The 23,913-nt window shown below is 58.4% G+C and carries 25 protein-coding genes and 1 pseudogene; 7 read left to right on the top strand and 19 right to left on the bottom strand.

Annotated elements, in window-relative coordinates; translation table 11 throughout:
- Window positions 1-28 precede the first annotated feature (28 nt).
- Window positions 29-487 carry a xanthine phosphoribosyltransferase gene (gene gpt / locus AAGR22_RS05615; RefSeq protein ID WP_067704917.1) on the bottom strand — a complete coding sequence of 153 codons (459 nt, stop codon included), beginning with the start codon at window positions 485-487 and terminating at the stop codon, window positions 29-31.
- A gap of 262 nt (window positions 488-749) precedes the next feature.
- On the opposite strand from gpt, the gene pepD reads away from it, so the two are divergent.
- On the top strand, window positions 750-2,207 hold the full coding sequence (gene pepD, locus AAGR22_RS05610; RefSeq protein WP_345830831.1) for a beta-Ala-His dipeptidase: 1,458 nt from the start codon (window positions 750-752) through the stop codon (window positions 2,205-2,207).
- Window positions 2,208-2,291: 84 nt separating this feature from the next.
- Here the strand turns inward: pepD and dinB are convergent, their stop codons facing one another.
- Complete coding sequence (dinB, locus tag AAGR22_RS05605; RefSeq protein WP_345830829.1) at window positions 2,292-3,347, bottom strand: DNA polymerase IV; 1,056 nt, start codon at window positions 3,345-3,347, stop codon at window positions 2,292-2,294.
- 242 nt (window positions 3,348-3,589) lie between these two features.
- Between dinB and dpaA the strand changes: the two genes are divergently transcribed.
- The gene (dpaA, locus tag AAGR22_RS05600; protein ID WP_067704908.1) at window positions 3,590-4,330 is read left to right on the top strand and encodes a peptidoglycan meso-diaminopimelic acid protein amidase; all 741 of its coding nucleotides are present in this window, start codon (window positions 3,590-3,592) and stop codon (window positions 4,328-4,330) included.
- Here the strand turns inward: dpaA and AAGR22_RS05595 are convergent.
- Window positions 4,301-5,068: a class II glutamine amidotransferase gene (locus tag AAGR22_RS05595; RefSeq protein ID WP_067704905.1), complete on the bottom strand. Its 768-nt coding sequence runs from the start codon at window positions 5,066-5,068 to the stop codon at window positions 4,301-4,303. The genes dpaA and AAGR22_RS05595 overlap by 30 nt on opposite strands.
- 46 nt (window positions 5,069-5,114) lie before the next feature.
- Entirely contained in the window at window positions 5,115-5,693 is a 579-nt protein-coding gene (gene lpcA / locus AAGR22_RS05590; protein ID WP_345830825.1) for a D-sedoheptulose 7-phosphate isomerase, read from the bottom strand.
- A 209-nt stretch (window positions 5,694-5,902) separates the two neighbouring features.
- On the opposite strand from lpcA, the pseudogene fadE reads away from it, so the two are divergent.
- A pseudogene (gene fadE, locus AAGR22_RS05585) lies at window positions 5,903-8,308 on the top strand (acyl-CoA dehydrogenase FadE); the annotation flags it as partial.
- 347 nt (window positions 8,309-8,655) lie between these two features.
- Here the strand turns inward: fadE and mtnK are convergent.
- A complete protein-coding gene (gene mtnK / locus AAGR22_RS05580; RefSeq protein ID WP_067704901.1) occupies window positions 8,656-9,855 on the bottom strand; it encodes an S-methyl-5-thioribose kinase in 1,200 nt (399 codons plus the stop codon).
- Window positions 9,856-10,012: 157 nt separating this feature from the next.
- Here mtnK and mtnA point away from each other — a divergent pair, with 157 nt between their 5' ends.
- Window positions 10,013-11,047 carry an S-methyl-5-thioribose-1-phosphate isomerase gene (gene mtnA / locus AAGR22_RS05575; RefSeq protein ID WP_345830824.1) on the top strand — a complete coding sequence of 345 codons (1,035 nt, stop codon included), beginning with the start codon at window positions 10,013-10,015 and terminating at the stop codon, window positions 11,045-11,047.
- Here mtnA and AAGR22_RS05570 read toward each other — a convergent pair.
- Genes AAGR22_RS05570 through AAGR22_RS05560 form a run of 3 tightly spaced genes read right to left on the bottom strand, consistent with a single transcriptional unit; the run spans window position 11,029 to window position 12,868 of the window.
- Window positions 11,029-11,571: an acireductone dioxygenase gene (locus AAGR22_RS05570; RefSeq protein WP_067704896.1), complete on the bottom strand. Its 543-nt coding sequence runs from the start codon at window positions 11,569-11,571 to the stop codon at window positions 11,029-11,031. The two genes, mtnA and AAGR22_RS05570, sit on opposite strands and share 19 nt — an antisense overlap.
- Entirely contained in the window at window positions 11,568-12,257 is a 690-nt protein-coding gene (gene mtnC, locus AAGR22_RS05565; protein WP_345830821.1) for an acireductone synthase, read from the bottom strand. Before mtnC ends, AAGR22_RS05570 begins: the two co-directional genes overlap by 4 nt.
- Window positions 12,254-12,868 (bottom strand): methylthioribulose 1-phosphate dehydratase, encoded by a 615-nt coding sequence (locus AAGR22_RS05560; RefSeq protein ID WP_067704892.1) that lies wholly within the window; start codon window positions 12,866-12,868, stop codon window positions 12,254-12,256. The genes mtnC and AAGR22_RS05560 overlap by 4 nt, the downstream gene beginning before the upstream one ends.
- Window positions 12,869-13,069: 201 nt before the next feature.
- Between AAGR22_RS05560 and AAGR22_RS05555 the strand changes: the two genes are divergently transcribed.
- Together AAGR22_RS05555 and AAGR22_RS05550 are read left to right on the top strand one after the other, a co-directional pair.
- Complete coding sequence (locus AAGR22_RS05555) at window positions 13,070-14,230, top strand: pyridoxal phosphate-dependent aminotransferase (RefSeq protein ID WP_345830819.1); 1,161 nt, start codon at window positions 13,070-13,072, stop codon at window positions 14,228-14,230.
- Complete coding sequence (locus AAGR22_RS05550; protein WP_345830817.1) at window positions 14,218-14,985, top strand: amidohydrolase; 768 nt, start codon at window positions 14,218-14,220, stop codon at window positions 14,983-14,985. The genes AAGR22_RS05555 and AAGR22_RS05550 overlap by 13 nt, the downstream gene beginning before the upstream one ends.
- Here the strand turns inward: AAGR22_RS05550 and AAGR22_RS05545 are convergent.
- Window positions 14,975-15,778 (bottom strand): helix-turn-helix transcriptional regulator, encoded by an 804-nt coding sequence (locus AAGR22_RS05545; RefSeq protein ID WP_345830815.1) that lies wholly within the window; start codon window positions 15,776-15,778, stop codon window positions 14,975-14,977. The genes AAGR22_RS05550 and AAGR22_RS05545 overlap by 11 nt on opposite strands.
- Window positions 15,779-15,895: 117 nt before the next feature.
- On the opposite strand from AAGR22_RS05545, the gene AAGR22_RS05540 reads away from it, so the two are divergent.
- Window positions 15,896-16,684 carry a sulfite exporter TauE/SafE family protein gene (locus AAGR22_RS05540; protein ID WP_345830814.1) on the top strand — a complete coding sequence of 263 codons (789 nt, stop codon included), beginning with the start codon at window positions 15,896-15,898 and terminating at the stop codon, window positions 16,682-16,684.
- A 112-nt stretch (window positions 16,685-16,796) separates the two neighbouring features.
- On the opposite strand, the gene tssD is transcribed toward AAGR22_RS05540, so the two are convergent.
- The 10 genes from tssD to AAGR22_RS05490 all read right to left on the bottom strand — a co-directional run bounded on the left by tssD (window position 16,797) and on the right by AAGR22_RS05490 (window position 23,906).
- On the bottom strand, window positions 16,797-17,276 hold the full coding sequence (gene tssD / locus AAGR22_RS05535; protein WP_345830812.1) for a type VI secretion system tube protein TssD: 480 nt from the start codon (window positions 17,274-17,276) through the stop codon (window positions 16,797-16,799).
- A 47-nt stretch (window positions 17,277-17,323) separates the two neighbouring features.
- Window positions 17,324-17,512, bottom strand: coding sequence for a hypothetical protein (locus tag AAGR22_RS05530; protein ID WP_345830810.1), 189 nt, complete (start codon window positions 17,510-17,512; stop codon window positions 17,324-17,326).
- Between the two features lie 2 nt (window positions 17,513-17,514).
- Window positions 17,515-18,207, bottom strand: a complete 693-nt coding sequence (locus AAGR22_RS05525) for a hypothetical protein (RefSeq protein ID WP_345831552.1) — start codon at window positions 18,205-18,207, stop codon at window positions 17,515-17,517.
- A 269-nt stretch (window positions 18,208-18,476) separates the two neighbouring features.
- On the bottom strand, window positions 18,477-18,812 hold the full coding sequence (gene uraH / locus AAGR22_RS05520; RefSeq protein WP_345830808.1) for a hydroxyisourate hydrolase: 336 nt from the start codon (window positions 18,810-18,812) through the stop codon (window positions 18,477-18,479).
- Window positions 18,799-19,302: a 2-oxo-4-hydroxy-4-carboxy-5-ureidoimidazoline decarboxylase gene (uraD, locus tag AAGR22_RS05515; RefSeq protein WP_067704865.1), complete on the bottom strand. Its 504-nt coding sequence runs from the start codon at window positions 19,300-19,302 to the stop codon at window positions 18,799-18,801. The genes uraH and uraD overlap by 14 nt, the downstream gene beginning before the upstream one ends.
- 27 nt (window positions 19,303-19,329) lie before the next feature.
- Entirely contained in the window at window positions 19,330-20,598 is a 1,269-nt protein-coding gene (gene hpxK, locus AAGR22_RS05510) for an allantoate amidohydrolase (protein ID WP_345830806.1), read from the bottom strand.
- Window positions 20,598-21,836, bottom strand: coding sequence for an alanine--glyoxylate aminotransferase family protein (locus AAGR22_RS05505; protein ID WP_345830805.1), 1,239 nt, complete (start codon window positions 21,834-21,836; stop codon window positions 20,598-20,600). Before AAGR22_RS05505 ends, hpxK begins: the two co-directional genes overlap by 1 nt.
- Window positions 21,837-21,851: 15 nt before the next feature.
- Window positions 21,852-22,604 (bottom strand): amino acid ABC transporter ATP-binding protein, encoded by a 753-nt coding sequence (locus tag AAGR22_RS05500; protein ID WP_345830804.1) that lies wholly within the window; start codon window positions 22,602-22,604, stop codon window positions 21,852-21,854.
- Window positions 22,585-23,241: an amino acid ABC transporter permease gene (locus AAGR22_RS05495; RefSeq protein ID WP_067704854.1), complete on the bottom strand. Its 657-nt coding sequence runs from the start codon at window positions 23,239-23,241 to the stop codon at window positions 22,585-22,587. Before AAGR22_RS05495 ends, AAGR22_RS05500 begins: the two co-directional genes overlap by 20 nt.
- On the bottom strand, window positions 23,238-23,906 hold the full coding sequence (locus AAGR22_RS05490) for an amino acid ABC transporter permease (RefSeq protein WP_345830803.1): 669 nt from the start codon (window positions 23,904-23,906) through the stop codon (window positions 23,238-23,240). Before AAGR22_RS05490 ends, AAGR22_RS05495 begins: the two co-directional genes overlap by 4 nt.
- Window positions 23,907-23,913 lie beyond the last annotated feature (7 nt).

Here is a 23,913-nt window from a genome sequence, read left to right as displayed (position 1 = left end):
AACCGGGCGTTGCGTTGACCGGGATCAATCAGCCTTTAACAATGGGCGGAATATAGGCCACGCCCATATCCCACGGCTGTTCAATCCAGGTGTTCTGCGGAATATCAACCACATAGTCGTCAACCAGCGGGCGACCGGCAGGCTTGGCGAAAATGGTCACAAAGTGGGCTTTCGGATACATCTCGCGGATCGCCTGCGCGGTACCGCCGGTATCCACCAGATCGTCAATGACGATAAAGCCTTCACCGTCGCCTTCAGCGCGCTTAAGGATTTTCATTTCACGCTGATTGTCGTGATCGTAGCTGGAGATGCACACGGTATCCACATGGCGAATACCCAGCTCACGGGCCAGCAGGGAAGCGGGAACCAGTCCGCCGCGGCTGACCGCGATAATGCCTGTCCACTGCTCAACGGGAAGCAGGCGCTGAGCCAGTTTACGGGCATGGATCTGCAGCATGTCCCAGGTGACGATGTATTTTTCGCTCATAAAGGTGTCCCGACCAGTGGTGTTGGCTTAAAAATGTACTATGGGTGAGGTTGCGCGGAATTATAGAGATCTGAGGCGCTAAAAACCAGCACCGATCGGCCTCCAGCCCGCTTTTTTGCTGTTGCGAAGTAAGCATCCCCGTTGAAACGATGATATTCTTTGCCAACAGCGTCAGATCCGCTGACGCGAGCTGTTTAACCGCTAATCTTGCTCGCCATCCACGGCTCATGCTAAACGATGGTGCTGGCACAGGAGAGTTATCGTGTCTGAATTATCTCAACTGTCACCACAGCCGCTGTGGGATATCTTTGCCAAAGTCTGCTCTATTCCGCACCCCTCTTATCATGAAGAAGCCCTGGCGCAGTACATTCTGGGCTGGGCGAAAGAACAGGGCTTCTGGGCCGAACGCGATGAAGTGGGCAATATTTTGATCCGCAAACCTGCCACCGCCGGGCTGGAAAATCTGAAGCCGGTGGCGCTGCAGGCGCACCTGGATATGGTGCCGCAGAAAAACAACGACACGGTTCACGACTTCACGAAAGATCCCATCCAGCCGTGGATCGACAGCGAATGGGTTAAGGCGCGCGGCACCACGCTGGGCGCGGATAACGGTATTGGCCTGTCCTCTGCGCTGGCGGTGCTGGCGGATAAAAACGTTGAGCACGGCCCGCTGGAAGTGCTGCTGACCATGACCGAAGAGACCGGCATGGCGGGTGCGTTTGGCCTTCAGCCCAACTGGCTGCAGGCAGACATCCTGATTAACACCGATTCGGAAGAAGAGGGTGAAATCTACATGGGCTGCGCGGGCGGCATTGATTTTACCGCGACGCTGCCGATCGACCGTGAAGCGGTACCCGAAGGCTTCGCGCATATTCAGCTCTCCCTTAAGGGCCTGAAGGGCGGCCACTCCGGCTGTGATATTCACGTCGGCCTGGGTAACGCTAACAAGCTGCTGGCCCGCTTTCTGTTCACCCAGGCTAAGGCACTGGATCTGCGCCTGGTCGACTTTACCGGCGGTACGCTGCGTAACGCTATCCCGCGTGAGGCCACGGCGACGCTCGCCGTCCCGGCAGACAGGCTGGACGTGCTGAAAAGCAAGGCACTGCACTATCTGGAGACGCTAAAAAGCGAGCTGGCGCTGAAAGAGAAGAACATTAATCTGGTGGTGGAGAACGTGGCGGCCAGTGGCCCGGCGCTGACCGCAGCCAGCCGCGACGCCTTTATCGCGCTGCTGAACAGTACGCCAAACGGCGTTATCCGCAACTCTGACGTAGTAAAGGGCGTGGTCGAAACCTCGCTAAACGTCGGCGTGGTGGCGATCCGCGAAAACGAAGCGGTAATCAACAGCCTGATCCGTTCGCTGATCGACAGCGGTAAAGAGTACGTGGTGGAAACCCTGACCGCGCTGGCTGAACTGGCCGGCGCCACGGCGCGGGCGAAAGGCAGCTATCCTGGCTGGCAGCCGGACGCAACTTCGCCGGTGATGGCGCTGGTGGGGGAAACCTACAAAAAGCTGTTTGGCAGAACGCCAAACATTCAGGTGATCCACGCGGGTCTGGAGTGCGGTCTGTTTAAAAAGCCCTATCCGGACATGGATATGGTTTCCATCGGGCCAACCATCACCGGGCCACATTCGCCGGATGAGCAGGTCCATATTGCCAGCGTGGGCCTCTACTGGCAGCTGCTGACGGCGCTGCTTAAGGCTATCCCGGCGAAATAAGCCTGACCGGCAGGCGGACCCTGTTCCGCCTGCCGCTTCCCTGCGGGCCGTGCGCCTGCCCCTGTTGCTGCCCGCTCTTACCCGCTATAAACCCAATAGCAGCTGACGTTCAATCTGGGGATTGAGCAGCGTCACGTGCAGCCCGACCAGCCTGACGCCGCGCCCACTTCGCCGCTCCTCCCAGGCCTTCTTCGCCACCGCAATCATGTCGTCTTTATTCAGCTCGGGCCAGACGTGCTCCTGCGTGGTCTGCTGGAAATCATTAAACTTTAGCTTGACGCCCTGGCGGGCAATCAGCCGGTCCGGCTTAATTTTAATCAGGCGGCGCTCCAGCTCCTCATAAAGGAAGTCGATAATTTTCAGGCACTCTTCCCAGCTGTGGATATCCTCCGACAGGGTACGCTCAACGCCGAGGGATTTGCGCAGGCGATCGGTGACCACCTCCCGCTCATCAATGCCGTTACAGCGCTCCCACAGCACCCGGCCAAACTTGCCAAAGCGCCGGAGCAGCGCGGCAAGATCGGTCTTCTGCACGTCGCCGCAGGTCATCAGCCCCATTTCCTCCAGCTTTTTGGCCGTCACCTTGCCGACGCCGGGGATCTTCGCCAGCGGCAGCGTCAGCAGAAACTGCGATATTTCATCAGGGGTTATCACGAACTGCCCGTCGGGTTTATTCAGATCGGAGGCAATTTTGGCGACAAATTTCACCGGCGCTACCCCTGCCGAGGCGGTCAGATTCAGCTCCCGACTGATGGTCTGGCGAATTTCGCGCGCCATCAGCGTGGCTGAGCCGTGGCAGTGCAGGCTGTCGGTGACGTCAAGATAGGCTTCATCCAGAGAGAGCGGCTCAATCAGGGAGGTATAGCGCGAGAATATTTCACGAATATGGGCGCTGGCTTCTTTGTAGGCATCGAAACGGCCAGGCACCACCTTAAGATGCGGGCAGAGCTTAAGCGCCATCGCGGTGGACATGGCGCTGTGTACGCCAAACTTGCGCGCCGGGTAGTTGGCGGTGCTGATCACCCCCCGCTTAAGATGGCTGCCGCCGATGGCTATCGGGATATTGCGCAGGCTGGGATCGTCGCGCATCTCTACTGCGGCATAAAAGCAGTCCATATCGACGTGAATGATCTTCCGCATATCCCCCTCCAACTGTACTGGATAAGTATACAGCGAAATAAGCGAATGACAATATTACCCGTTTGGCCAAAGCACAGCGGCAAAGGGCTGAGCCACACTTTTATTCAGTATTTTATACTCTGCTCTCTTGATAAAAAAATAGACAATGCTAATGTGACGCAGCAATAGCGGCTATTAACTGATATTGCCTGTAAACGCGTCCCGGACGCCGCATCCACCCCTCCTTTTTCAAGGGAACCAGAATGGGCAAAATCGCACTCCTTTTTGCGATGTTTTTTCTGCCAGCCGTTGTTTTCGCCAGCGTACCCACCACCCCGGTACTGCCGCTGGCACCGGTAAGCAAAGAATTAAAGAAACAGCTAATTGGCACGCCTGTGTATATTCAAATATTCAAAGAAGAACGCACGCTTGAGCTTTATGGCAAAATTGGCAACGATTATCGTTTAATAGACAGCTATCGAATTTGTAATTTCTCTGGTGGCCTGGGGCCTAAGCGCCGTCAGGGAGATTTTAAAAGTCCGGAAGGGTTTTACAGCGTCGGGCTTTCCCAGTTAAAACCTGACAGCCGCTTTTATCGGGCGATTAACGTCGGCTTCCCCAACGCCTACGATCGTCAGCAGGGATATGAGGGGAAATATCTGATGATCCACGGCAGCTGCGTGTCTATCGGCTGTTATGCGATGACCGATACCAATATTCAGGATATCTATCGTTTTGTGGAAGCCGCGCTGCGTAACGGTCAGCCACGTATCGAATTAAGCATCTATCCGTTCCGCATGACCGAAAGCAATATGCAGCGTCACCGTAACTCGGTGTACTACAGCTTCTGGCAGCAGCTGCAACCGGGCTACGCCCAGTTTGTACAGACCCACCTGCCGCCTTCGGTCAGCGTCAGCGACGGTCACTATGTGCTGAATAGCCCGGGGTCACTGCTCAGCGCCCCGGCTACCGGTTCAACGCTGGCGCTCACCCAGACAAAATAGCGCCCAGTCGCCTGGCGCAATTTTGTGCCAGGTTTCATTGCCCGTCAGGGGCTGGGTAGCGATCACCGTGACCACGTCATTCGGCGTGGTCTGCTTCTGAAAATCAATCTCAACGTCCTGATCCAGCAGCGTCGCCTTGCCAAACGGTGCCCGACGGGTTATCCAGAACAGATTCGTCGAGCAGAAAGCCATCAGATAGCGGCCATCCGACAGCAGCATATTGAATACGCCCTTTTTCCGCAGCTCCGTCGCCAGTTCGGCAATATAGCGAAATACCGCAGGCCAGTTGCCCGGCGTGCGCGGATAGCGCGTGGTCAGCTTGTGCAGCAGCCAGCAAAATGCCTGCTCGCTGTCGGTCTCGCCGACCGCCCGAAAGGGACCGGTATCCAGCGTCCGGTAGCCTTTCAGCTGCCCATTATGCGCATAGGTCCAGTTGCGGCCCCACAGCTCGCGGGTAAAGGGATGCGTATTTTCCAGCGCCACCTCACCCCGGTTCGCCTGGCGAATGTGCGCCACCACGGAATGCGATTTAATCGGATACTCCTGCACCAGCCGTGCGACAGGCGAATTAAAGCTGGGTTGGGGATCCTTGAATGTGCGACAGCCTTTTCCTTCATAAAAGGTAATTCCCCAGCCATCCTTGTGCGGACCGGTTCCCCCACCGCGCTGGACAAGACCGGTAAAGCTGAAACAGATGTCCGTAGGAACGTTGGCGCTCATCCCGAGCAGTTCACACATAGCGACTACCTCGCAGTAAGGCCCTGCTACCAGGGCCGGGAAAGGGTTACTTCGCCATCTCTTTTTCAATCAGCAGGATCAGGATATGAATAACCTTGATGTGGATCTCCTGAATGCGATCGGCATAGCCGAAGTGCGGCACGCGGATCTCTACGTCAGCCAGGCCATCCATCTTGCCGCCATCTTTGCCGGTCAGGATGATCACCTTCATGCCCTGCGCACGCGCGGCGTCAATCGCCTTCAGGACGTTGGCCGAATTACCCGAGGTTGAGATACCAAACAGCACGTCGCCCGTGCGGCCTACCGCCTCAACGTAGCGTGAGAAGACATAGTCGTAGCCGAAGTCATTGCTGACGCAGGAGATATGGCTGACGTCCGAGATGGCAATGGCCGGATAGCCCGGACGGTTTTCCCGGTAGCGTCCGGTCAGCTCCTCAGCAAAGTGCATCGCATCGCAGTGCGATCCGCCGTTGCCACAGGAAAGGACTTTGCCCCCCGCTTTAAATGCATCTGCCAGCAGCACGGCCGCGCGCTGAATGGCATGGATATTGGCGTCATCGCTCAGGAAATGGGTGAGCGTTTCGGCGGCTTCATTGAGTTCTGCACGAATGATGTCCTGATACATAGAGAGATCCTTTTAAGTGAGGTCGCCGCCAGTTTATCAACTTGCAGGAGGGGGGAACAGCACCCTTCCTGCCGGTCCAGACGTTTCACGCGTGATACACGCGGAGTGTGAGCCAGGTTGTAATTATTATGTAACCAGATTGCTAATAAAAACCATCTCAACTACATATACTCCTAACAGGTCAGACCTCTTACTTCTGGAGAAATTTTATGCTGGCTCTTAGCTGCCTTGCGACGATCGTCCTGATTGCCGCCCTGTTTTATCATCGCGTAAACCTGCCGTTAAGCAGTCTCGCCCTGCTGGTATGGTGCATTGCCTGGGCCGCAGGTGGCGTCTGGACGCCATGGCTGCTAATTCCGCTGGCGGTGATTCTGCTGCCATTAAACCTGCTGCCCGTAAGGCGGGCGATGTTCTCTAAGCCGATGCTGCGCACCTTTCAAAAGGTGATGCCACCGATGTCGCGTACCGAAAAAGAGGCGATTGAGGCGGGCACCACCTGGTGGGAAGGCGAGCTATTTCGCGGCAATCCCAACTGGCAGAAGCTGCACGACTACCCGCAGCCGCGCCTCACCGCCGATGAACAGGCTTTTCTGGCCGGGCCGGTAGAGGAAGCCTGCCGTATGGCAAACGACTTCGCGATTACCCATGAAATGGCCGATTTGCCGCCCGAGCTGTGGGCCTTTCTGAAAGAGCACCGCTTCTTCGCGATGATCATCAGGAAAGAGTACGGCGGCCTGCAATTTTCCGCTTACGCCCAGGCGCTGGTATTGCAGAAGCTGGCGGGCGTCTCCGGCATTCTGGCGATCACCGTGGGCGTGCCCAATTCGCTTGGTCCCGGCGAGCTGCTTCAGCATTACGGCACTGATGCGCAGAAAAATCACTATCTGCCGCGTCTGGCCCGCGGAGAGGAGATCCCCTGTTTTGCCCTGACCAGCCCGGAAGCAGGTTCCGATGCCGGTGCCATTCCCGACACCGGCGTTGTCTGCATGGGTGACTGGCAGGGACAGCAGGTATTGGGTATGCGCCTCAGCTGGAATAAGCGCTACATTACCCTCGCGCCGATTGCGACAGTGCTGGGGCTGGCGTTTAAGCTTTACGATCCCGATCATCTGCTGGGCGATACCGAGTCGCTGGGTATTACCTGCGCGCTGATCCCTACCCATACGCCGGGCGTGGAGATCGGTCAACGTCACTTCCCGCTCAACGTGCCTTTCCAGAACGGCCCGACGCGCGGCAAGGATATTTTTGTTCCCATTGATACCATTATCGGCGGGCCGAAGATGGCCGGGCAGGGCTGGCGGATGCTGGTCGAGTGTCTCTCGGTGGGACGCGGTATCACCCTCCCCTCCAACTCAACGGGCAGCCTGAAAAGCATTGCAATGGCTATCGGGGCCTACGCCCATATTCGCCGCCAGTTCCGCCTGCCGATAGGCAAAATGGAAGGTATTGAAGAGCCGCTGGCGCGTATCGCCGGTAATGCCTGGATGATGGATGCCGCCGCTTCGCTGATCACCTACGGTATTGTGCTGGGTGAAAAACCGGCGGTGCTCTCCGCCATTGTTAAATACCACTGCACCCATCGCGGGCAGCGGGCGATTATTGATGCGATGGATATCGCCGGTGGCAAAGGGATTATGCTCGGCAAGGGCAACTTCATTGCCCGTGCCTATCAGGGTGCGCCGGTGGCCATCACCGTGGAAGGGGCAAATATCCTCACCCGCAGCATGATTATCTTCGGCCAGGGGGCGATTCGCTGCCATCCGTATGTGCTGACCGAAATGGCGGCGGCACAAAATCACGACCTCGCTACTTTTGACCGCGCGCTGTTCAGCCATATCGGTCACGTCGGCAGCTGCGCCGTGCGCAGCCTGTGGCTGGGTATTACCGGCGGACGCACCAGCCGCGCGCCAACCCGCGATGCCACCCGCCGCTACTATCAGCACCTTAACCGCGTGAGTGCCAATATGGCGCTGCTTGCCGATGTCTCGATGTCGGTAATGGGCGGCAGCCTGAAGCGACGTGAGCGCATCTCTGCCCGTCTGGGCGACGTGCTCAGCCAGCTTTATCTCGCCTCTGCGGCACTCAAACGCTTTGAAGATGAAGGCCGCAATAAGGCCGATCTGCCGCTGCTGCACTGGGGCGTGCAGGATGCGTTAAAGCAGGCGGAAGACGCTACGGACGCGCTGTTAAGGAACTTTCCTAACCGCGCCGTCGCGGGTCTGCTTCGCCTGACGATATTCCCGCTGGGCCGCCGCTGCCTGCCGCCGTCAGACCGGCTGGATCACCAGCTGGCGCGCATCCTTCAGGTGCCGTCCGCGACCCGCAGCCGCATTGGTCGCGGCCAGTATCTGACCGCGTCAGAGCATAATCCGGCCGGACAGCTGGAAGAGGCCCTGCTGGACATAATGGCAGCCGAAATCATTCACGACCGCCTGTGCAAAGAGCAGAAAAAAAACCTGCCCTTTACCCGCCTGGACGCGCTGGCGAAGCAGGGGCTGGAGCAGCAGTGGCTGAATGAAGAGGAAGCCGCCATCCTGACCCGCGCCGAAGCCAGCCGCCTGCGCTCGATTAACGTTGATGAGTTTGAGGCCGATGCGCTGGCGACCCAGCCGCTTAGCAGGGCGTCCGGGCCTCAGCCTCCATCTGCGTCTGAGGAGCAGGAGCAGGATCAGGAGCAGGAGCAGGAGCAGGAGCAGGAGCAGGAGCAGGAGCAGGCTACATTGCAAAAGATACCTGATGATGCAAGAAAAACGGCCATAGCCTGACGTTATTGACTCAACCTCCCTTCCCCTTCAACGCAAATCAGCGGCTGAAGGGGGAGGATAGCGACGAACGAAAGCTGAAAATCCACCGGGCCAATAACCGCCGGTGGGAAGCGTTCAGCGTTAACGGAAACCCATACCCCGCCAAAGAGAAAGCTGTACAGCGTTAACCGTCCTGCCTCACGCCAGTCGTCAGTATCTCAACCGTTCTGCCGCACGCGAGCGATCAGCGCGTCGATATTCTCCACATGATCCGCGGCCAGAATCAGCGTTCTGCCCAGCGCGATCGCCTGGCGTACGCACTCCACCTTCATCACCTCATCTTCAATCGTTTTGATGTCAGCCACCTGCGACATCCCTACCGTACGGCGGATAAGCTCGGTACCGCAGTATCCCAGGGTATCGCACCACACCTTACGTAAAAAGGCCGCGCCGTAGCCCGGCCAGGCCAGCGCGCGATCGCGCGATTTCTCAGCGGTCAGCGTCAGGAAGCGATCCGCAAAGCTTTGCCAGGTGACACGTACGTCGTTCAGGCGTTTCTCGCGGGCGTCTGCCGCCTCTCGGGGGGCCAGCAGCCCCGGGAGCGCACAGTAGTTAATCAGCAGATTGCCGAGCGCGCTACCCACGTCAAACCCGATCGGGCCGTAGTAGCCAAACTCTGCATCAATCAGCTTCAGCGTATTGTCACCCACGAAGATTGAACCACTATGGACATCGCCGTGGAGCAGCGCTTCAGCATGAGAGAAAAAGCGGTGCTTAAGCGCCGCCACCTTGAGACGAAGCTCGTCGTCATCCCGCAGCGAGGCGGCCAGCGGCTCCAGGGCGCGCGGATAGCCGTTACGCTCATGCACTTCGTACGGCTCGTTGAAAAACAGCTCTTCGGTAATGTCGCACAGCTCGGGATTGGTAAAGCGAATCACCTCCGCTTTTTTCTGATACGGATGCTGGTAGAAGTCAGAGGTATGAAACAGCGTCTGCGCCAGATATTCACCAAGCTGCGCGGATGCCTGCGGATAGTCCCGCCCCCTAACCTGCTCGCCGCGCCAGATCGCCAGGTGGGAGAGATCTTCCATCACCATCACCGCCAGCTCGGGATCGTGATGCAGGATCTTCACCGTATATTCCGGGCAATACTGACCGTGGATCTGCAATACCTCGGCTTCAATGCGCGCGCGATCGAGCGTCAGCGGCCAGGATTCACCCACGCAGCGCACATAGGGTAGCGCCTGCTTGACAATGACCCGGCTGTTGCCGTCGCGGTCGAATATCTTAAATACCAGATTAAGGTTGCCGTCACCGATCTCCTGCGACTCAACCAGACTGTCCGGATTTTCAACACCGCCATACTGGCGGGCATATTCCACGGCATCCGCTGCAGTGAAAGTACGATATTGCGACATCAACTCACCCTCATTAGCCCATTGCTGTCTGCCCGCTGCCTCACAGAAACGTTCGCGTGACGTTAATTTGTTGCAAACAAGCCGTGCAGACGTCTATACATCCGTCAGGCATGTTGGCACAATATCGCCTGACGACGCAACCAGGATTTTACTTCTCATGCAGACACTGAGCACAACCAGCTTACAAGTTCGTGACAATCAGCTTTGGATCCTCGATCAGCAGGCGCTTCCGCAGCAAAAAAACTGGTGCCCGACGCCTGATGTGGCCTCGCTGGTGGGTCATATCAAAGCCCTGCGGGTGCGTGGTGCGCCGCTCATTGGCCTTTCTGCCAGCCTGCTGCTGGCGCTGCTGGCGGAGAACGGGTTGCCAAAAGCCGAACTGGCGGCGGCGCTGGAGGTGTTGCGGGCCGCCCGCCCCACCGCCGTCAATCTGATGAATAATCTCGACCGCATGAAGCAGGTACTGGCTCAGGCACCGGACAACGTAGCCGCCGCGCTCAGCAGGGAAGCCCTGCGCCTGGTCGGGGAGGATAAGGCGCTGTGCGACAGTATTGCGACGGCGGGGGCTGCGCTTATCAAACCGGGCAGCCGCCTGCTGACCCACTGCAATACCGGCGGGCTGGCGACTGCCGGTGTGGGCACCGCGCTGGGGGTCATTGCGCGCGGCTGGCAGCAGGGCAATGTCGAAAACGTCTGGGTGGACGAAACCCGCCCGCTACTTCAGGGTGGACGCCTGACGGCCTGGGAGCTGGGCGAACTGGGTGTGCCCTACCAGCTGATTTGCGACAGCATGGCCGCCAGCCTGATGGCGCAGCAGCAGGTTGACGCCATTTGGGTCGGTGCCGATCGCATTGCGGCCAACGGCGACGTCGCCAATAAAATTGGCACCTACAGCCTGGCGGTGCTGGCTCACTATCACCGCATTCCCTTTTACGTTGCCGCCCCGCACACGACGCTCGACAGCAGCTGCCCGGACGGTAACGCTATCCCTATTGAGCAGCGCGCCGCCAGCGAAGTCATCGGCGTGGCGGGCAGCTTTGGTGACGTGCAGTGGGCCCCGGAAAACGCCCGGGTTTATAACCCCGCCTTTGACGTCACGCCCGCCGCCCTGATTAGCGGCTGGGTGCTGGATACCGGCGTGGTCACCCCGGCAGAGGTTGCCGCAGGTGCTTTCTACGGCAGGCGCGGATAAGCATCCGCTATCGCGTCGCCGGTAAAGTTGGCAATCCAGCCTTCCTGATTATCGAAAATGCGGATAGCGGTAAAGTGGGGTGACGAGCCCATATCAAACCAGTGCGGCGTGCCTGCCGGAACGGAAATCAGATCGTTCTTCTCGCAGAGGATCTGATAAATATGTCCATCCAGATGCAGGCAGAACAGACCCGCGCCCTCCACAAAGAAACGCACCTCATCTTCACCGTGCGTATGCTCAGACAGGAACTTCGTGCGCAGCACCTCCCTCTGCGGGTTATCGGCACGCATGCTGATAACGTCCCAGCTCTGGTAGCCTTTCTCCGCCACCAGCCGGTCAATCGCATGCTGATACGCGTTAATCACCGTGTCAGCATCGGGGTTTTCACCCAGATCGCGATCCGCTTCCCAGCGCTCAAAGCGCACGCCTTTTGCATTTAGCTGCTGGCGGATTTCGTCAGCATCGGTGCTGTGCCACACCGGCCTGGTGGCTTCGCTGTCGGTAAACAGGGTCAGTGCACTCATAGTGAAAACGACTCCAGGTTAATCTGATCAAAACGGTTTACCTGACGGTGCCGACTCTGTGTGTCTGCCCCGTCACGCACCAGCTGTAAGGTCTGCCAGCCCGCGTCTTGCGCGGCATCCAGCTCCTGATGAATATCGGATAAAAACAGGTGTTCGTGCGGCTGTAAGCCGGTCTCATCGGCGATATTGCGATAGGAGAGCGTATCGCGCTTGGCTCCCACGTGGGTGTCAAAGTAGCCGCTGAACAGTCCAGTAATATCACCCTCGTCGCTGTAGCCAAATAACAATTTTTGCGCAGCGACTGAGCCTGAGGAATATACATAGAGATCAATCGCCTGCTGTCGCCACTTTTCCAGCGCGGGCAGGACATCCGCATAGAGATGACCCGTAAAGCTGCCGTTAACATAGCCGTCGCGCCAGATCATGCCCTGGAGCGCTTTCAGCGCGGTGGACTTGCGATCCTCGTCCATAAATGCGAACAGCACGGTAATCAAATCTTCCGTGGTGGCCTGCGGCTGGGCTATCTCATCGCGCAGATCGTTCAGCACCTGGGCCACCTCATCACGATGCTGAAAGGCGGCAATAAAGGCCGCGAGGTTTTCCCGCGCGTAGGGGAAAAGCACATCATGAACAAAACGAATATCGCTGGTGGTTCCTTCAATATCGGTAACAATTGCGCGGATCATTTGGCCTCCAATAGCCGACGTTGTAGTTCGCACTGGAAGAGAAACTCCAGCCCTTCAAGATGGCGTCTTGCCTCACTGACGTCCCGTCCCCAGCACGTCAGCCCGTGTCCCCGCAGCAGAAAACCATAGCGCAGCGGCTGATGCTGAGCGTACTGGTCAATACGGCCCGCCAGGGCATCAATATCCTGATCGTTATCGAACAGTGCAACCGACACCCGATCAAGATGCGAGGTCTGTCCGGCCAGCGTTTTCTGCATTTCATAGCCCTGCAATTCTAATGCGGCCCCCTTCGCAATACGTGAGAGGACGGTCGAATTAACGGTGTGGGTATGCAGTACCGCGCCCGCATCGGGAAACAGCCGGTAAATCAGCGTGTGCAGCCCGGTCTCTGCCGACGGCTTTCGGCCAGAGGGGACGAGATTGCTGGCAATTTCAACCTGAATAAAGTCATCGCGGGTCAGCGCGCCTTTATCTTTGCCGGACGCGCTTAACAGGCAAAACTCAGCATCCTGACGTATCGACATATTGCCGCCGGTGGCCGGTGCCCAGCCCCTGGCACCGATCCAGTGGCAGGCGGCCACCAGCTGATCTAACTGCGGAGTGAGGGTCATAGGTTTCCTTTTCTCTGCCGGATCGGCGAGCATAACGTTAGCGTTTAGACGTCTAAGCGTCTCGATTGCCAAATATTAACATCGAGGCTATAGTGGCAGCAAGACACCTCAAACACATCATTAATTCCCAACGGATTTCACTCTGCCGCAACAGTCACAGGGTGCCAGTCCGGGATAAGCGTTTCGCAAGGGTTACCGATAATGAGCCAGACGTCACTGACACCGCAGAGCAAGCTTCCCGCTCTGGGCACCACTATTTTCTCGCAGATGAGCGCGCTGGCGCAGCAGCACAACGCCATTAACCTTTCTCAGGGCTTTCCCGATTTCGACGGGCCGGACTACCTGAAAGCGCGTCTGGCCCACCACGTCAGCGCGGGCGCAAATCAGTATGCGCCCATGACCGGCGTGCAGCCGCTGCGCGAGGCCATTGCCGCGAAAACAGCGGCGCTTTACGGCCACCAGCCCGACAGTAACAGCGAAATCACAGTCACCGCCGGTGCTACCGAGGCGCTCTTCGCCGCCATTACCGCCCTGGTGCGGCCGGGTGATGAGGTTATCTGCTTCGATCCCAGCTATGACAGCTATGCGCCTGCCGTCACCCTCGCGGGGGGCATCATGCGGCGCGTGACTCTCCAGCCGCCGGGGTTTCACGTCGACTGGTCGGCGTTTGCCGCCCTGCTCTCGCCGCGTACCCGACTGGTTATTCTGAATACGCCGCACAATCCCTCTGCCACCGTCTGGCAGAAAAGCGATTTTGAATCCCTGTGGCAGGCCATTCGCGGACAGGAAATTTACGTGTTAAGCGATGAAGTGTATGAGCATATCTGCTTCGCGGAGGCGGGCCACGCCAGCGTGCTGGCCCATGCTCCGCTGCGCGAGCGCGCTATCGCCGTCTCTTCGTTCGGGAAAACCTACCATATGACCGGCTGGAAGGTGGGCTACTGCATAGCGCCGCCCGCGCTGTCGGCTGAGGTGCGCAAGGTACATCAGTATCTGACCTTTGCGGTAAATACGCCGGCCCAGCTGGCGCTGGCCGATATGCTGAATGCCGAGCCGGAACACTATCGCGAACTGCCCGAATTTTATCGTGCCCGACGCGACCGCTTTATTCAGGCGCTGGAACCAAGCCGCCTGAAGGTGCTGCCCTGCGAAGGAACCTACTTTCTGCTGGCCGACTACAGCGCCATTTCCGATCTGGATGACGTGGCGTTCTGCCAGTGGCTCACGAAAGAGGTGGGCGTGGCGGCTATTCCGCTGTCGGTATTCTGCGCCGGACCTTTCCCTTATAAACTGATCCGCCTGTGCTTTGCCAAACAGGAAGCCACGCTGGATGCTGCCGCGGAGCGCCTGTGTCAACTTTAAATCTGACCGTTCTCCAGCAGCCGCTGGTCTGGATGGATGGCGAAGCCAACCTGCGCTTTTTCGATACGCTGCTGGCCGACCTGAAGGGGCGCGATCTGATTGTGCTGCCGGAGATGTTTACCACCGGGTTTGCCATGGAGGCGGCGAAAAGCTCCCTGCCGGAAGCGCGGGTGACAGACTGGCTGCATGAGAAAGCGAAGGCCACCGGGGCGCTGGTCGGGGGCAGTGCTGCCATTCAGACCGCAAAAGGCGCGGTTAACCGTTTTCTGCTGGTGGAGCCGGGCGGTAAGGTGCATCGCTATGATAAGCGACATCTGTTCCGCATGGCCGATGAGCATCATCATTACCTGGCGGGCGACCGTCGGGAGATAATCGAGTGGCGCGGCTGGCGGATCCTGCCGCAGGTCTGCTATGACCTGCGTTTCCCGGTGTTCTCACGCAGTCGCAATGATTACGATCTGGCGCTTTACGTGGCTAACTGGCCCGAAGCGCGCGCCGCCCACTGGCAGGCGCTGCTGCTGGCCCGCGCCATTGAGAATCAGGCGTACATCGCCGGGTGCAACCGCGTGGGCAGCGACGGCAACCACCATCACTACAGCGGCGACAGCCGAATTATCAGCCCGCAGGGTGAGATCCTGGCGGCGGGCGAGCCGCATCAGCCCGCCGTGTTAAATGCTGAACTGTCTATGGAAACGCTGAGCGACTATCGCGAGCGCTTTCCGGCGTGGCGCGATGCGGATACCTTTACCCTCTGAGCGGGTGTTCTGTACGCGCCAGCTGACCGCCAGGCAGGTAAAACGAAGGCGGCTGGCCGGTAACCCGGCGGAACATGGTGGAAAACGACGATCCGCTGTCGTAGCCCAGCGCCAGCGCCACCCCGGATACCGGCGTTCCCTCCACCAGCCTGCTGAGCGCGACAACCACACAGGCCCGCTGCCGCCAGGCCATAAACGACATCCCCGTCTGCTTAAGGAAGTAGCGCCGGAAGGTGCTCTGGCTCATAAACAGCATGGCGGCCCAGTCATCCGCCGCATCGTGGATATCCGGCGCGGCCAGAAAGGCCTGACACCGCTTCAACAGCTTTTCCTCACGTGGCAAGGGGATATCAAACTGGCGGCAGGGCATCAGTGCCAGCTCTTCCAGCAGCAGCGAGATCAGCAGGCGATCGCGCGGCGAGTCGTAGAGCGGATCCAGCATTACCGCCTCAATCAGTAGCTGCCTCAGCAGCGGCGACACGCTGATAATTTTGCACGCCTCCCCGCCGTTCAGTCTGCTGGCGCTGGCGGGTTCGATATAGAGGCTGCGCGTTGAAACGCCGGTAAACTTCACGCTGTGCGCCATCTGCGGCGGGATCCATACCGCATGCTGCGGCGGCACGGTCCAGCGCCCCATATCCGTGGTGACTTCCATCAGCCCGGTAGCGCCATATAAAAGCTGCGCCCGCCGGTGGCGGTGCGTGGGAAGCCGATACCCCTCCGGATAGTCGTTACCCACCGCCACCACTTCGCGGGCGAGCGCATCATAATCATCAATATGCACGTTACGCATCTACACCGTCACCACCCAGCCTGACCGATTCGCAAGGGTAAATGAGCGCCGCAGAAATGGGAAGCGCCAGGTTCCCACGTTAGGATCGTCGCTTAACGCATCTGATGGAATAAATGAATGGCGGAGTTAATAACGATTTTACTCGCGGGTTTTGCCACCGGCATCACCACGGTGCTTTTTGGCTTTGGCGGCGGCTTTGTGGTGGTGCCTTTTATCTATCAGATGCTGGTGCGCCAGCCCGACCTGTCCGACAGCGCCATGCATATTGCCGTCGCGACCTCCACGGCGGTGATGATATTTAACGCCGGCTGGGCAAGCTGGCAGAACTGGCGGGCGGGCAGGCTGTCAGCCGCCATGCTGTTTCCGCTGGCAGGGTACATCGCAATAGGGGCTGTAATGGGATCGCTGCTTGCCGGAGAGATTGCCGATCGGACCATCCGGCTGCTGTTTATGATTTATATGCTGGTTACCCTGGCAGATTGCCTGATGCGCAAAGGCTTTCTACTCCGCCCCACCCGGCGCAGGCTTTCGGCCTTAACCTCTGGCGTCGGCGGGGTGGCGATCGGCCTGGTGGCGGCACTGCTTGGCGTGGGCGGCAGCGTGATGACCGTACCGCTGCTCAGGCGACATGGCTACACAATGCGCGACTGCGTAAGCGCGGCGAATCCGCTCTCCCTGCCCGTTGCCGTTTGCGGCGCGGCTGTCTATATCGTAAGCGGGCTACAGGCGGTCAAGGCCCCCGGCTACCTCGGCTTTATCAATCTGAAAATCCTGGCGCTGCTGACGCTGGCAGGCTGGCTGGGCATTCTGTTTATCCGCCGCGTTGTTCCGGCCGTACCGGATGCCCTGCACGCCCGCGTTTATATTGCCCTGCTGTTGGCGGTGCTGGTCGCGATTGTGCTGTGACGTGGCCAGCACACGACAGAGAGTGTTATACCGGAACCGCTGAAATTTCCGAACGGTGATTTTTTCAGTACCCTCTTCTTTAAAGGATGGCCTCTACCGATGCCCGCCGTCGTCAGGCACAGACGCGATCGTTCCATGCGTCGCGGTAGATAATATTTCCTTCCGTAAACGTCCAGGTGATTGCCTCATAACGCACTTCAAGCGTTTCAAGGTGGGTGCTACTTATGCCGTTAGGGGCAAGATAAGGCGAAACCGTGGTAATTTTGACGTTTTCCATGATGATATTGAAATATTCAGACTCAATGCCTGATTCTAAAATTCGGTACATCCTGACCAGGGCTTTTTTCAGTGTGCGACCTTCACATACAGCGCGATAAAGGAGTGGCGTTGTCTGATCGAACTCTTTCACTATTACGACAGGCCGATGAACGCGCGTGCCCGTAAGTTTTCCCCAGCCCGACTCTACAGGAATGGTTACACCATGAGAAAAAGATTTTAATTCGATCGAGCCTAAGCGTTGTGGAATTAAACAACTGCCAACAACAGGAGAGCCATTTTCATCTTCAAGCCACAAATGTGCGGGAGCAGACATGTTATTTCCTTATAAATAAATTTTGAAGGGCGCTAACGTTCAGTAGGTTACCATTTCACGTAGCGGCCAAAAATAAATAGCATGAAAAGGAGAAATATGGGTACCGGCCATATTGGGCCATCAGGGAAAAAATGCACCAGAACGACGGCAAAAATCAGTGTTAGCACTGCGGGGCCGTACATCGAAAACAATGACCTGAACAATCGTCTAAAAAACCTTCGGATAAGATTCATCATGGCTATCTAATCATGTTGATAATGATATCTTTAATGTCATCATCCGACGCCCACCTTGCTTTAAGCGCACCCGCTCTTTCAAACAATGGCTCTGTCAGGAAGTAAATCATTTCCAACTCTCGAGCATAGAGCGCAGCGTAGAATGCAGGGTAAGTAAATTGAAGGCGATGTGCGCTTTCTGCTGCTTTCTGAATGATGCCATATATGCCAACAGCCGCGATGCCCCTCGAAGCCCAGTTGCCTAAGAGTGCGCTGATTTCGAGATTTAGGTTCAAACCAACGGCGACGGACGATGCTGCCGCTAAGGTGAATCCGGCGTTGGTGAGTGAGCTGGCGGCTATATGGACATTCACTGCCATAAGCATTTTTTTGATATGCTCAAGTTGTTCTGAGGTCCTGTATCGGAAGAGTTCTTCAAAGTAAATCTTAAGCATTTCATATACAACATCTTCATGTCGCAGAAGATAATATACCCCTTTAGCAAATCGAATATCTTCGATCTTTTGCTGCTGGCAGACGTCCTGATATTCGTCAGTAAAGCAGGATGTGTAATACAGCGCACGTTTTGCACCTGCGCTTATTGTATCCACCTTCTTTGATACCACCTTACCGACGCCTGTAAAGGCGTGGTCGAGCTTCAGTGCGAGGATTTTATTGGACTGTAAAAAGCCTATAATTTCATTACCGTAATACATTATCGCTCCATGATAATTTTTACTCATCCCTTTCGGAGAGTATATGCCTTCGGTACTGATGAGTAAATGAGCATTTATTTCATAAAATGAGAGGCGAGTCTGAATTATAAAAAATTCCGCTCTTTTATTTTCAGTAATATTCCAGTCATTCCAGTCATTCCAGTCATTCCAGTCATTGCATCTGTAATAGCTGAGCATCACCCATCATTATTTGAGGGAATTGGCAGGGATGCGCAAGCCGGGGCGGATGAGGTGGATTCACGGCCGGTTTAACTGCCCCGGTAGGTGGACCATGACCAGGGGGAGATCAGAAATGGCAGATGGTAATGACTGCCCGATTCAGGCAGGACAAAATCAATCTGTGCGCTGACGTAAAGGGCATCGCGCCCGCTGGCTGCGAAGTAGTCACCAATCTCTGCCGTCAGGCGATAGCGCCCCGGCGGCAGCGGGTTCGGGGTTAAAGCCTTCAGTCGCCCGTCACCATCTGTATGGCCCTGAGCGATCGGCCGCCAGCCACGCTGCTCCTGTTGTTCCAGCGCAATAGCTACCCCAGCCGCCGGTTTGCCCAGCGCGATGTCTAATACATGCGTGCTAATCGTGCTCATTAAACGTCTCCTTCAGGCGCAGCAGGGTGATTTCCCGCAGCTGATCGAGCGCTTCCTGGCGTTCCTGCTGCGGCGTATTAAGCAGGCGGCGATGCAGCTCGGTCAGGATCTCTTCGCCGCTGCGGCCCCTGGCGCGGATTAAAAATACCTGTGCGAAACGCTGCTCGTAGGCCATGTTCCCTGCCCGCAGCGCCTGCCGGAGTTCACTATCCTCGCGGCTGACCTGCTGCTGCTCACCTCTGGACAACCTCGCCTCTTTGCTATTCCCCGAGGCATTTTCGCCAATGCGCGGATGCGCAGAGAGCGCAAGGCTTAACGCCTGCTCATCCCAGCGACGGGCCAGCTCGCTTCCGGCCCTGAGCAAATCGTCCAGCGAGGCAAAGGGGCGGGCCGCGACCAGGGCGGCGGCCCACGCCTCCAGCGCCACGCAGTGTGCAATCTGGTTTTTAGCCTCATCAGCCGTCGCCTGATTAAAATATTCCAGCGTCATAAGATTCCTCTAAACCTGCCCATCCCGTTACTCACTTAATGATAGCGCCAAATTGCATACGGCCTGCTGATACGCCTGAAGCGCCAGCGCCACGTCACTTTCCATCACCGATTCCGCCGGATGGTGGCTGATCCCCCGGTCGTTACGCACGAACAGCATTCCCACCGGCCAGCGCTCCGCGATGGCGATTGCATCATGGCCCGCGCCGCTGGGCAGCGACAGGCTGCGACCCTGAACCCGATCCACAGCGAGGCTCAGCGCCGCCTGGAGTTTCTCATCGCAGCCCGTCGCCGGGATGTGATAATACTCATCGGCGCTGAAGGTCAGCCCACGGCGCAGCGCAATCGATTCACCCTCGTGCAGTAATTCCGCCAGCAGCTCGGCCAGCGCCCGATCGTCCGGCCCGCGTACGTCCAGCGTCAGCTGAACCTCGCCGGGAATAACGTTTACCGCGCCCGGCTGGCACTGTAGCGTACCGACGGTGGCGACCAGCTGCGGATGGCGTTTTTGCGTGGCCTGTTCAATAAATACCATCCATCCGGCGGCGGCGGCCAGCGCATCCTTACGGTGCGTCATCGGCACCGTTCCGGCATGGCCCGCCTCGCCGGTAAACCGGCAGTTCAGACGACGGGCACCGTTGATGGCGGTCACGACCCCCAGCGCAAGGCCTGCCTGCTCCAGGCATGGCCCCTGTTCAATATGCAGTTCGAGATAGGCAGCGATATCCTCTGCCCTGCGCGCGGCGTTCTGCACCGCGGCCCCGTCCAGGCCGACCTGAGCCATCGCCTGCGCCACCGTGACTCCGTTAGCATCAGGATGGTTAACCCAGCTCTCCGGCCAGCGGCCGGTCAGCCCCCGGCTCCCCAGCAGCGTAATGCCAAACCGCGTGCCTTCCTCATCACCAAAGCCTATCACCTCAATCGCCAGCGGCAGACGCTGGTTTTGCTGATGCAGCGCCTGCACAACTTCTATTGCCGTCAGGACGCCCAGCATGCCGTCGTAGCGACCGGCATTACGCACGGTATCAAGATGCGACCCCAGCAGCAGCGCAGGCGCGTCTGCGCTTTGTCCCTCGTAGCGACCGCAGATATTGCCGACGCTGTCCTGCCAGACGCGCATGCCCGCCGCTGCCATCCACGCCCCCACCTGCGCATTGGCGCGCAGATGCTCGGGCGACAGATAGACGCGGGTCAGGGCGCCTGCCGTTTCACTGATTTCAGCCAGTGCGTCACAGCGTGCCATCACCCGTGCAGCGGCCAGCGTGGCGCTGGCTTCGCTCATCTGGCAATCACTCATCAGCCGTTCTCCTGCGCATAGCGATCCCACGCCGACTGCATGGCCGCGCCCTGGGTCGTTTGGTAGCCAAGATGCGTCAGCACCGACTCCAGCGCGCTCAGGGTGGTCATCACGCACGCTTTGCGCGCGTTGTAGCCCATGGTGCCAATACGCCACACCTTGCCGTGCAGCGGGCCAAACGAGGTGCCGATTTCAATGCCAAAATCCTCCAGCATCAGATGGCGCACCTGGTCGCCGTTGATCCCCTTTGGAATCACCACCCCCAGCACGTTGCTCATCTTATGTTGCAGATCGCCAAAGACCTCCAGCCCCATACCCTGAATGCCTTTCAGCAGCGCATCGCCGTGCAGCTGGTGGCGGGCAATCCCCTTTTCCAGCCCCTCTTCCAGAATCACCCGGGCGCATTCGCGTGCGCCGAACAGCGCGCTGGTGGCCTCGGTATGGTGATTCAGCCGCTCCGGTCCCCAGTAGTCCATGATCATGCCGAGATCGAAATAGTTCGACCAGATCATCTCCTCTTCACCCTGCTGGTGATCGGCGGTGCGGATCCCCTGCTCCACGCATTTACGCCGGCGGATCGCCGCCTCGATTTGCGGGCTGAGGGTGACAGGCGAGGTGCCTGACGGGCCGCCGAGGCACTTCTGCATCCCGGCGGAGACCGCGTCCAGCCCCCAGGCATCGGTTTCCAGCACGTTACCGGCCAGCGACGCGGTGGCATCGGTGTAGAACAGCACGCCATACTTTTTACAGATGGCACCCAGCTCGTTCAGCGGCTGAAGCATCGTCGTGGAGGTATCGCCCTGCACGGTCAGCAGCAGGCGCGGGCGCACGGCTTTGATCGCGTCCTCGATCCTGTCCGGCGTAAAGACCTCGCCCCAGGGCACCTCGATGGTGTGCACCTCCGCGCGGCAGCGGCGGGCAATTTCACACAGCAGATGACCAAAGCGACCGAATACCGGCACCAGCACTTTGTCGCCGGGGCGGATCGACGACAGTAAAATCGCCTCGATCCCGGCGCGGGAAGTACCGTCAATCAGCAGCGTCCAGCGGTTTTCGGTGCGAAACACGCCGCGATACAGCGCCATCACCTCGTTCATGTAATGGGTCATCGCCGGGTCATACTGGCCGAGCAGCTGGCTGGACATCGCGCGCAGCACGCGGGGGTCGGCATTGATCGGGCCGGGGCCCATCAGCAGGCGCGGGGGCGGGTTAATCTGCGGGTAGTGGCTTAATTCCATCTGTTCTCTCCTTTGTCAGTCGCCCTGCGCCTGGCCGAGGCCGCGCACGGACGAGATAAACTGTTTCAGTTCCTGGGTCTGCGGGTTGGCAAATACCGTCCTGCTGTCTCCCTGCTCCCAGACGCGGCCCTGATGCATAAACACCACGCGATCGCCCACTTCCCGGGCGAAGTTCATTTCGTGAGTGACCAGAATCAGGGTCATGCCCTCGCGGGCCAGCTGCTCAAGCACCTTTAACACCTCGCCGACCAGCTCGGGATCGAGCGCAGAGGTGATTTCGTCGCACAGCAGCACCTTTGGCGACATCGCCAGCGCACGCGCAATCGCCACCCGCTGCTGCTGTCCACCAGAGAGGTTTGCCGGGTAGTAGTTCATCCGGTCGCCGAGCCCGACCTTTTCCAGCATCTGCGCCGCCAGCGTGCGACACGCGGCTTCGCTCTTTTTCAGCACGCGGCGCGGCGCCAGCATGACGTTTTCCAGCGCGGTCATGTGCGGGAACAGATTGAAGTTCTGGAAAACCATGCCGATCGATCGGCTGATCTCGCGCGCCTGCGAGTCGCGGTGGGTGATGGTCATACCGCCCAGCTTAATGCTGCCCTCCTGATAGGCTTCAAGGCCATTCATACAGCGCAGCAGGGTGCTTTTGCCGGAGCCGCTGCGGCCAATAATCGAGATCACTTCGCCCATATCGACGTCGAGATCCACACCCTTAAGGACGTGGTTATCACCGTAGTATTTCTGTACCTGATTAATGGTGATGAGCGGCATTGAATTTCTTCTCCAGATACTGGCTGTAGCGGGACAGCGGATAACACATCAGGAAGTAGCCCAGCGCCACCAGCCCGAACACTTTAAAAGGTTGATAGGTCACGTTATTCAGGATGGTGCCGGCTTTGGTCAGTTCGACAAAGCCGATAATCGACGCCAGCGCGGTGCCTTTCACCACCTGTACGGCAAAGCCCACGGTGGGGGCAATGCCGATGCGCAGCGCCTGCGGCAGCACCACCCGCCAGAGCGTCTGCCCGGTATTCAGTCCCAGGCAGCGTGAGGCTTCCCACTGCCCTTTCGGCAGCGCGCTGATGCTCCCGTGCCAGATATCCACCAGAAAGGCGCTGGTATAGAGCGTCAGCGCCAGCGAGGCGGCGGTCCAGGGCGAGACGTCAATGCCAAACAGCGCCACGCCGAAAAAGGCCAGAAACAGCTGCATCAGCAGCGGCGTCCCCTGAAAAAGTTCGCTGTAACAGCGCACCAGCCGCGTCGGCCAGCGTCGGCGACTGAGGCGAACCAGTACCAGCGGCAGCGCCACCACCGTGCCGCCGAAAAAGGCGGTCAGCGACAGCAGCAGGGTCCAGCGTGCGGCCAGCAGCAGATTGCGAACAATGTCCCAGTCGGTAAAAGTGGTCATCTCTGCGCTCCTCTCAGCCATTTACGCCCGGCGGCCAGCAGCAGCTGCCGCATCGCCACCGACAGCGCAAGATAAATCAGCGTGGTCACCAGATAGACCTCAAAACTTAAAAAGGTCCGCGACTGGATCAAGCTGGCGGCAAAGGTCAGTTCCTCATACGAAACCTGCGATACCACCGACGACCCCAGCATCACGATAATGCACTGGCTGACCAGCGCCGGATAAATGCGCTGTAGCGCGGGCGGCAGCACCACCCGAAGAAACGTCTGGCTGCGGCTTAGCCCGAGCACGCGCCCGGCTTCCCACTGCCCCTGCGGGGTGACCTGGATCCCGGCGCGAATAATTTCCGTGCTGTAGGCCCCGAGGTTAATCAGCATCGCCAGCAGCGCCGCCTCGCCCGCGGTCATTTTCAACCCCAGATTCGGCAGGCCAAAAACAATAAAGAACAGCTGAACCACAAACGGCGTGTTGCGGATCAGCTCCACGTAGCCGCCCCACAGGCGGCTGAGCAGCGTGGGCCTGCCGCTACGCAGCGCGGCGCCCAGGATCCCCAGCCCCACCCCGCCCACGGTGGCCAGCACCGTCAGCTGGACGGTAACCCAAAGTCCGGCCAGCAGTTCCGGCCAGAAGGGCCACAGCGCAGGGAAATTAAGTTGTCCCATCATTGCTCCC

It is taken from the genome of Erwinia sp. HDF1-3R, assembly GCF_039621855.1.
GTDB lineage: Bacteria > Pseudomonadota > Gammaproteobacteria > Enterobacterales > Enterobacteriaceae > Erwinia.
This window is presented reverse-complemented; position numbering and strand designations above follow the sequence as displayed.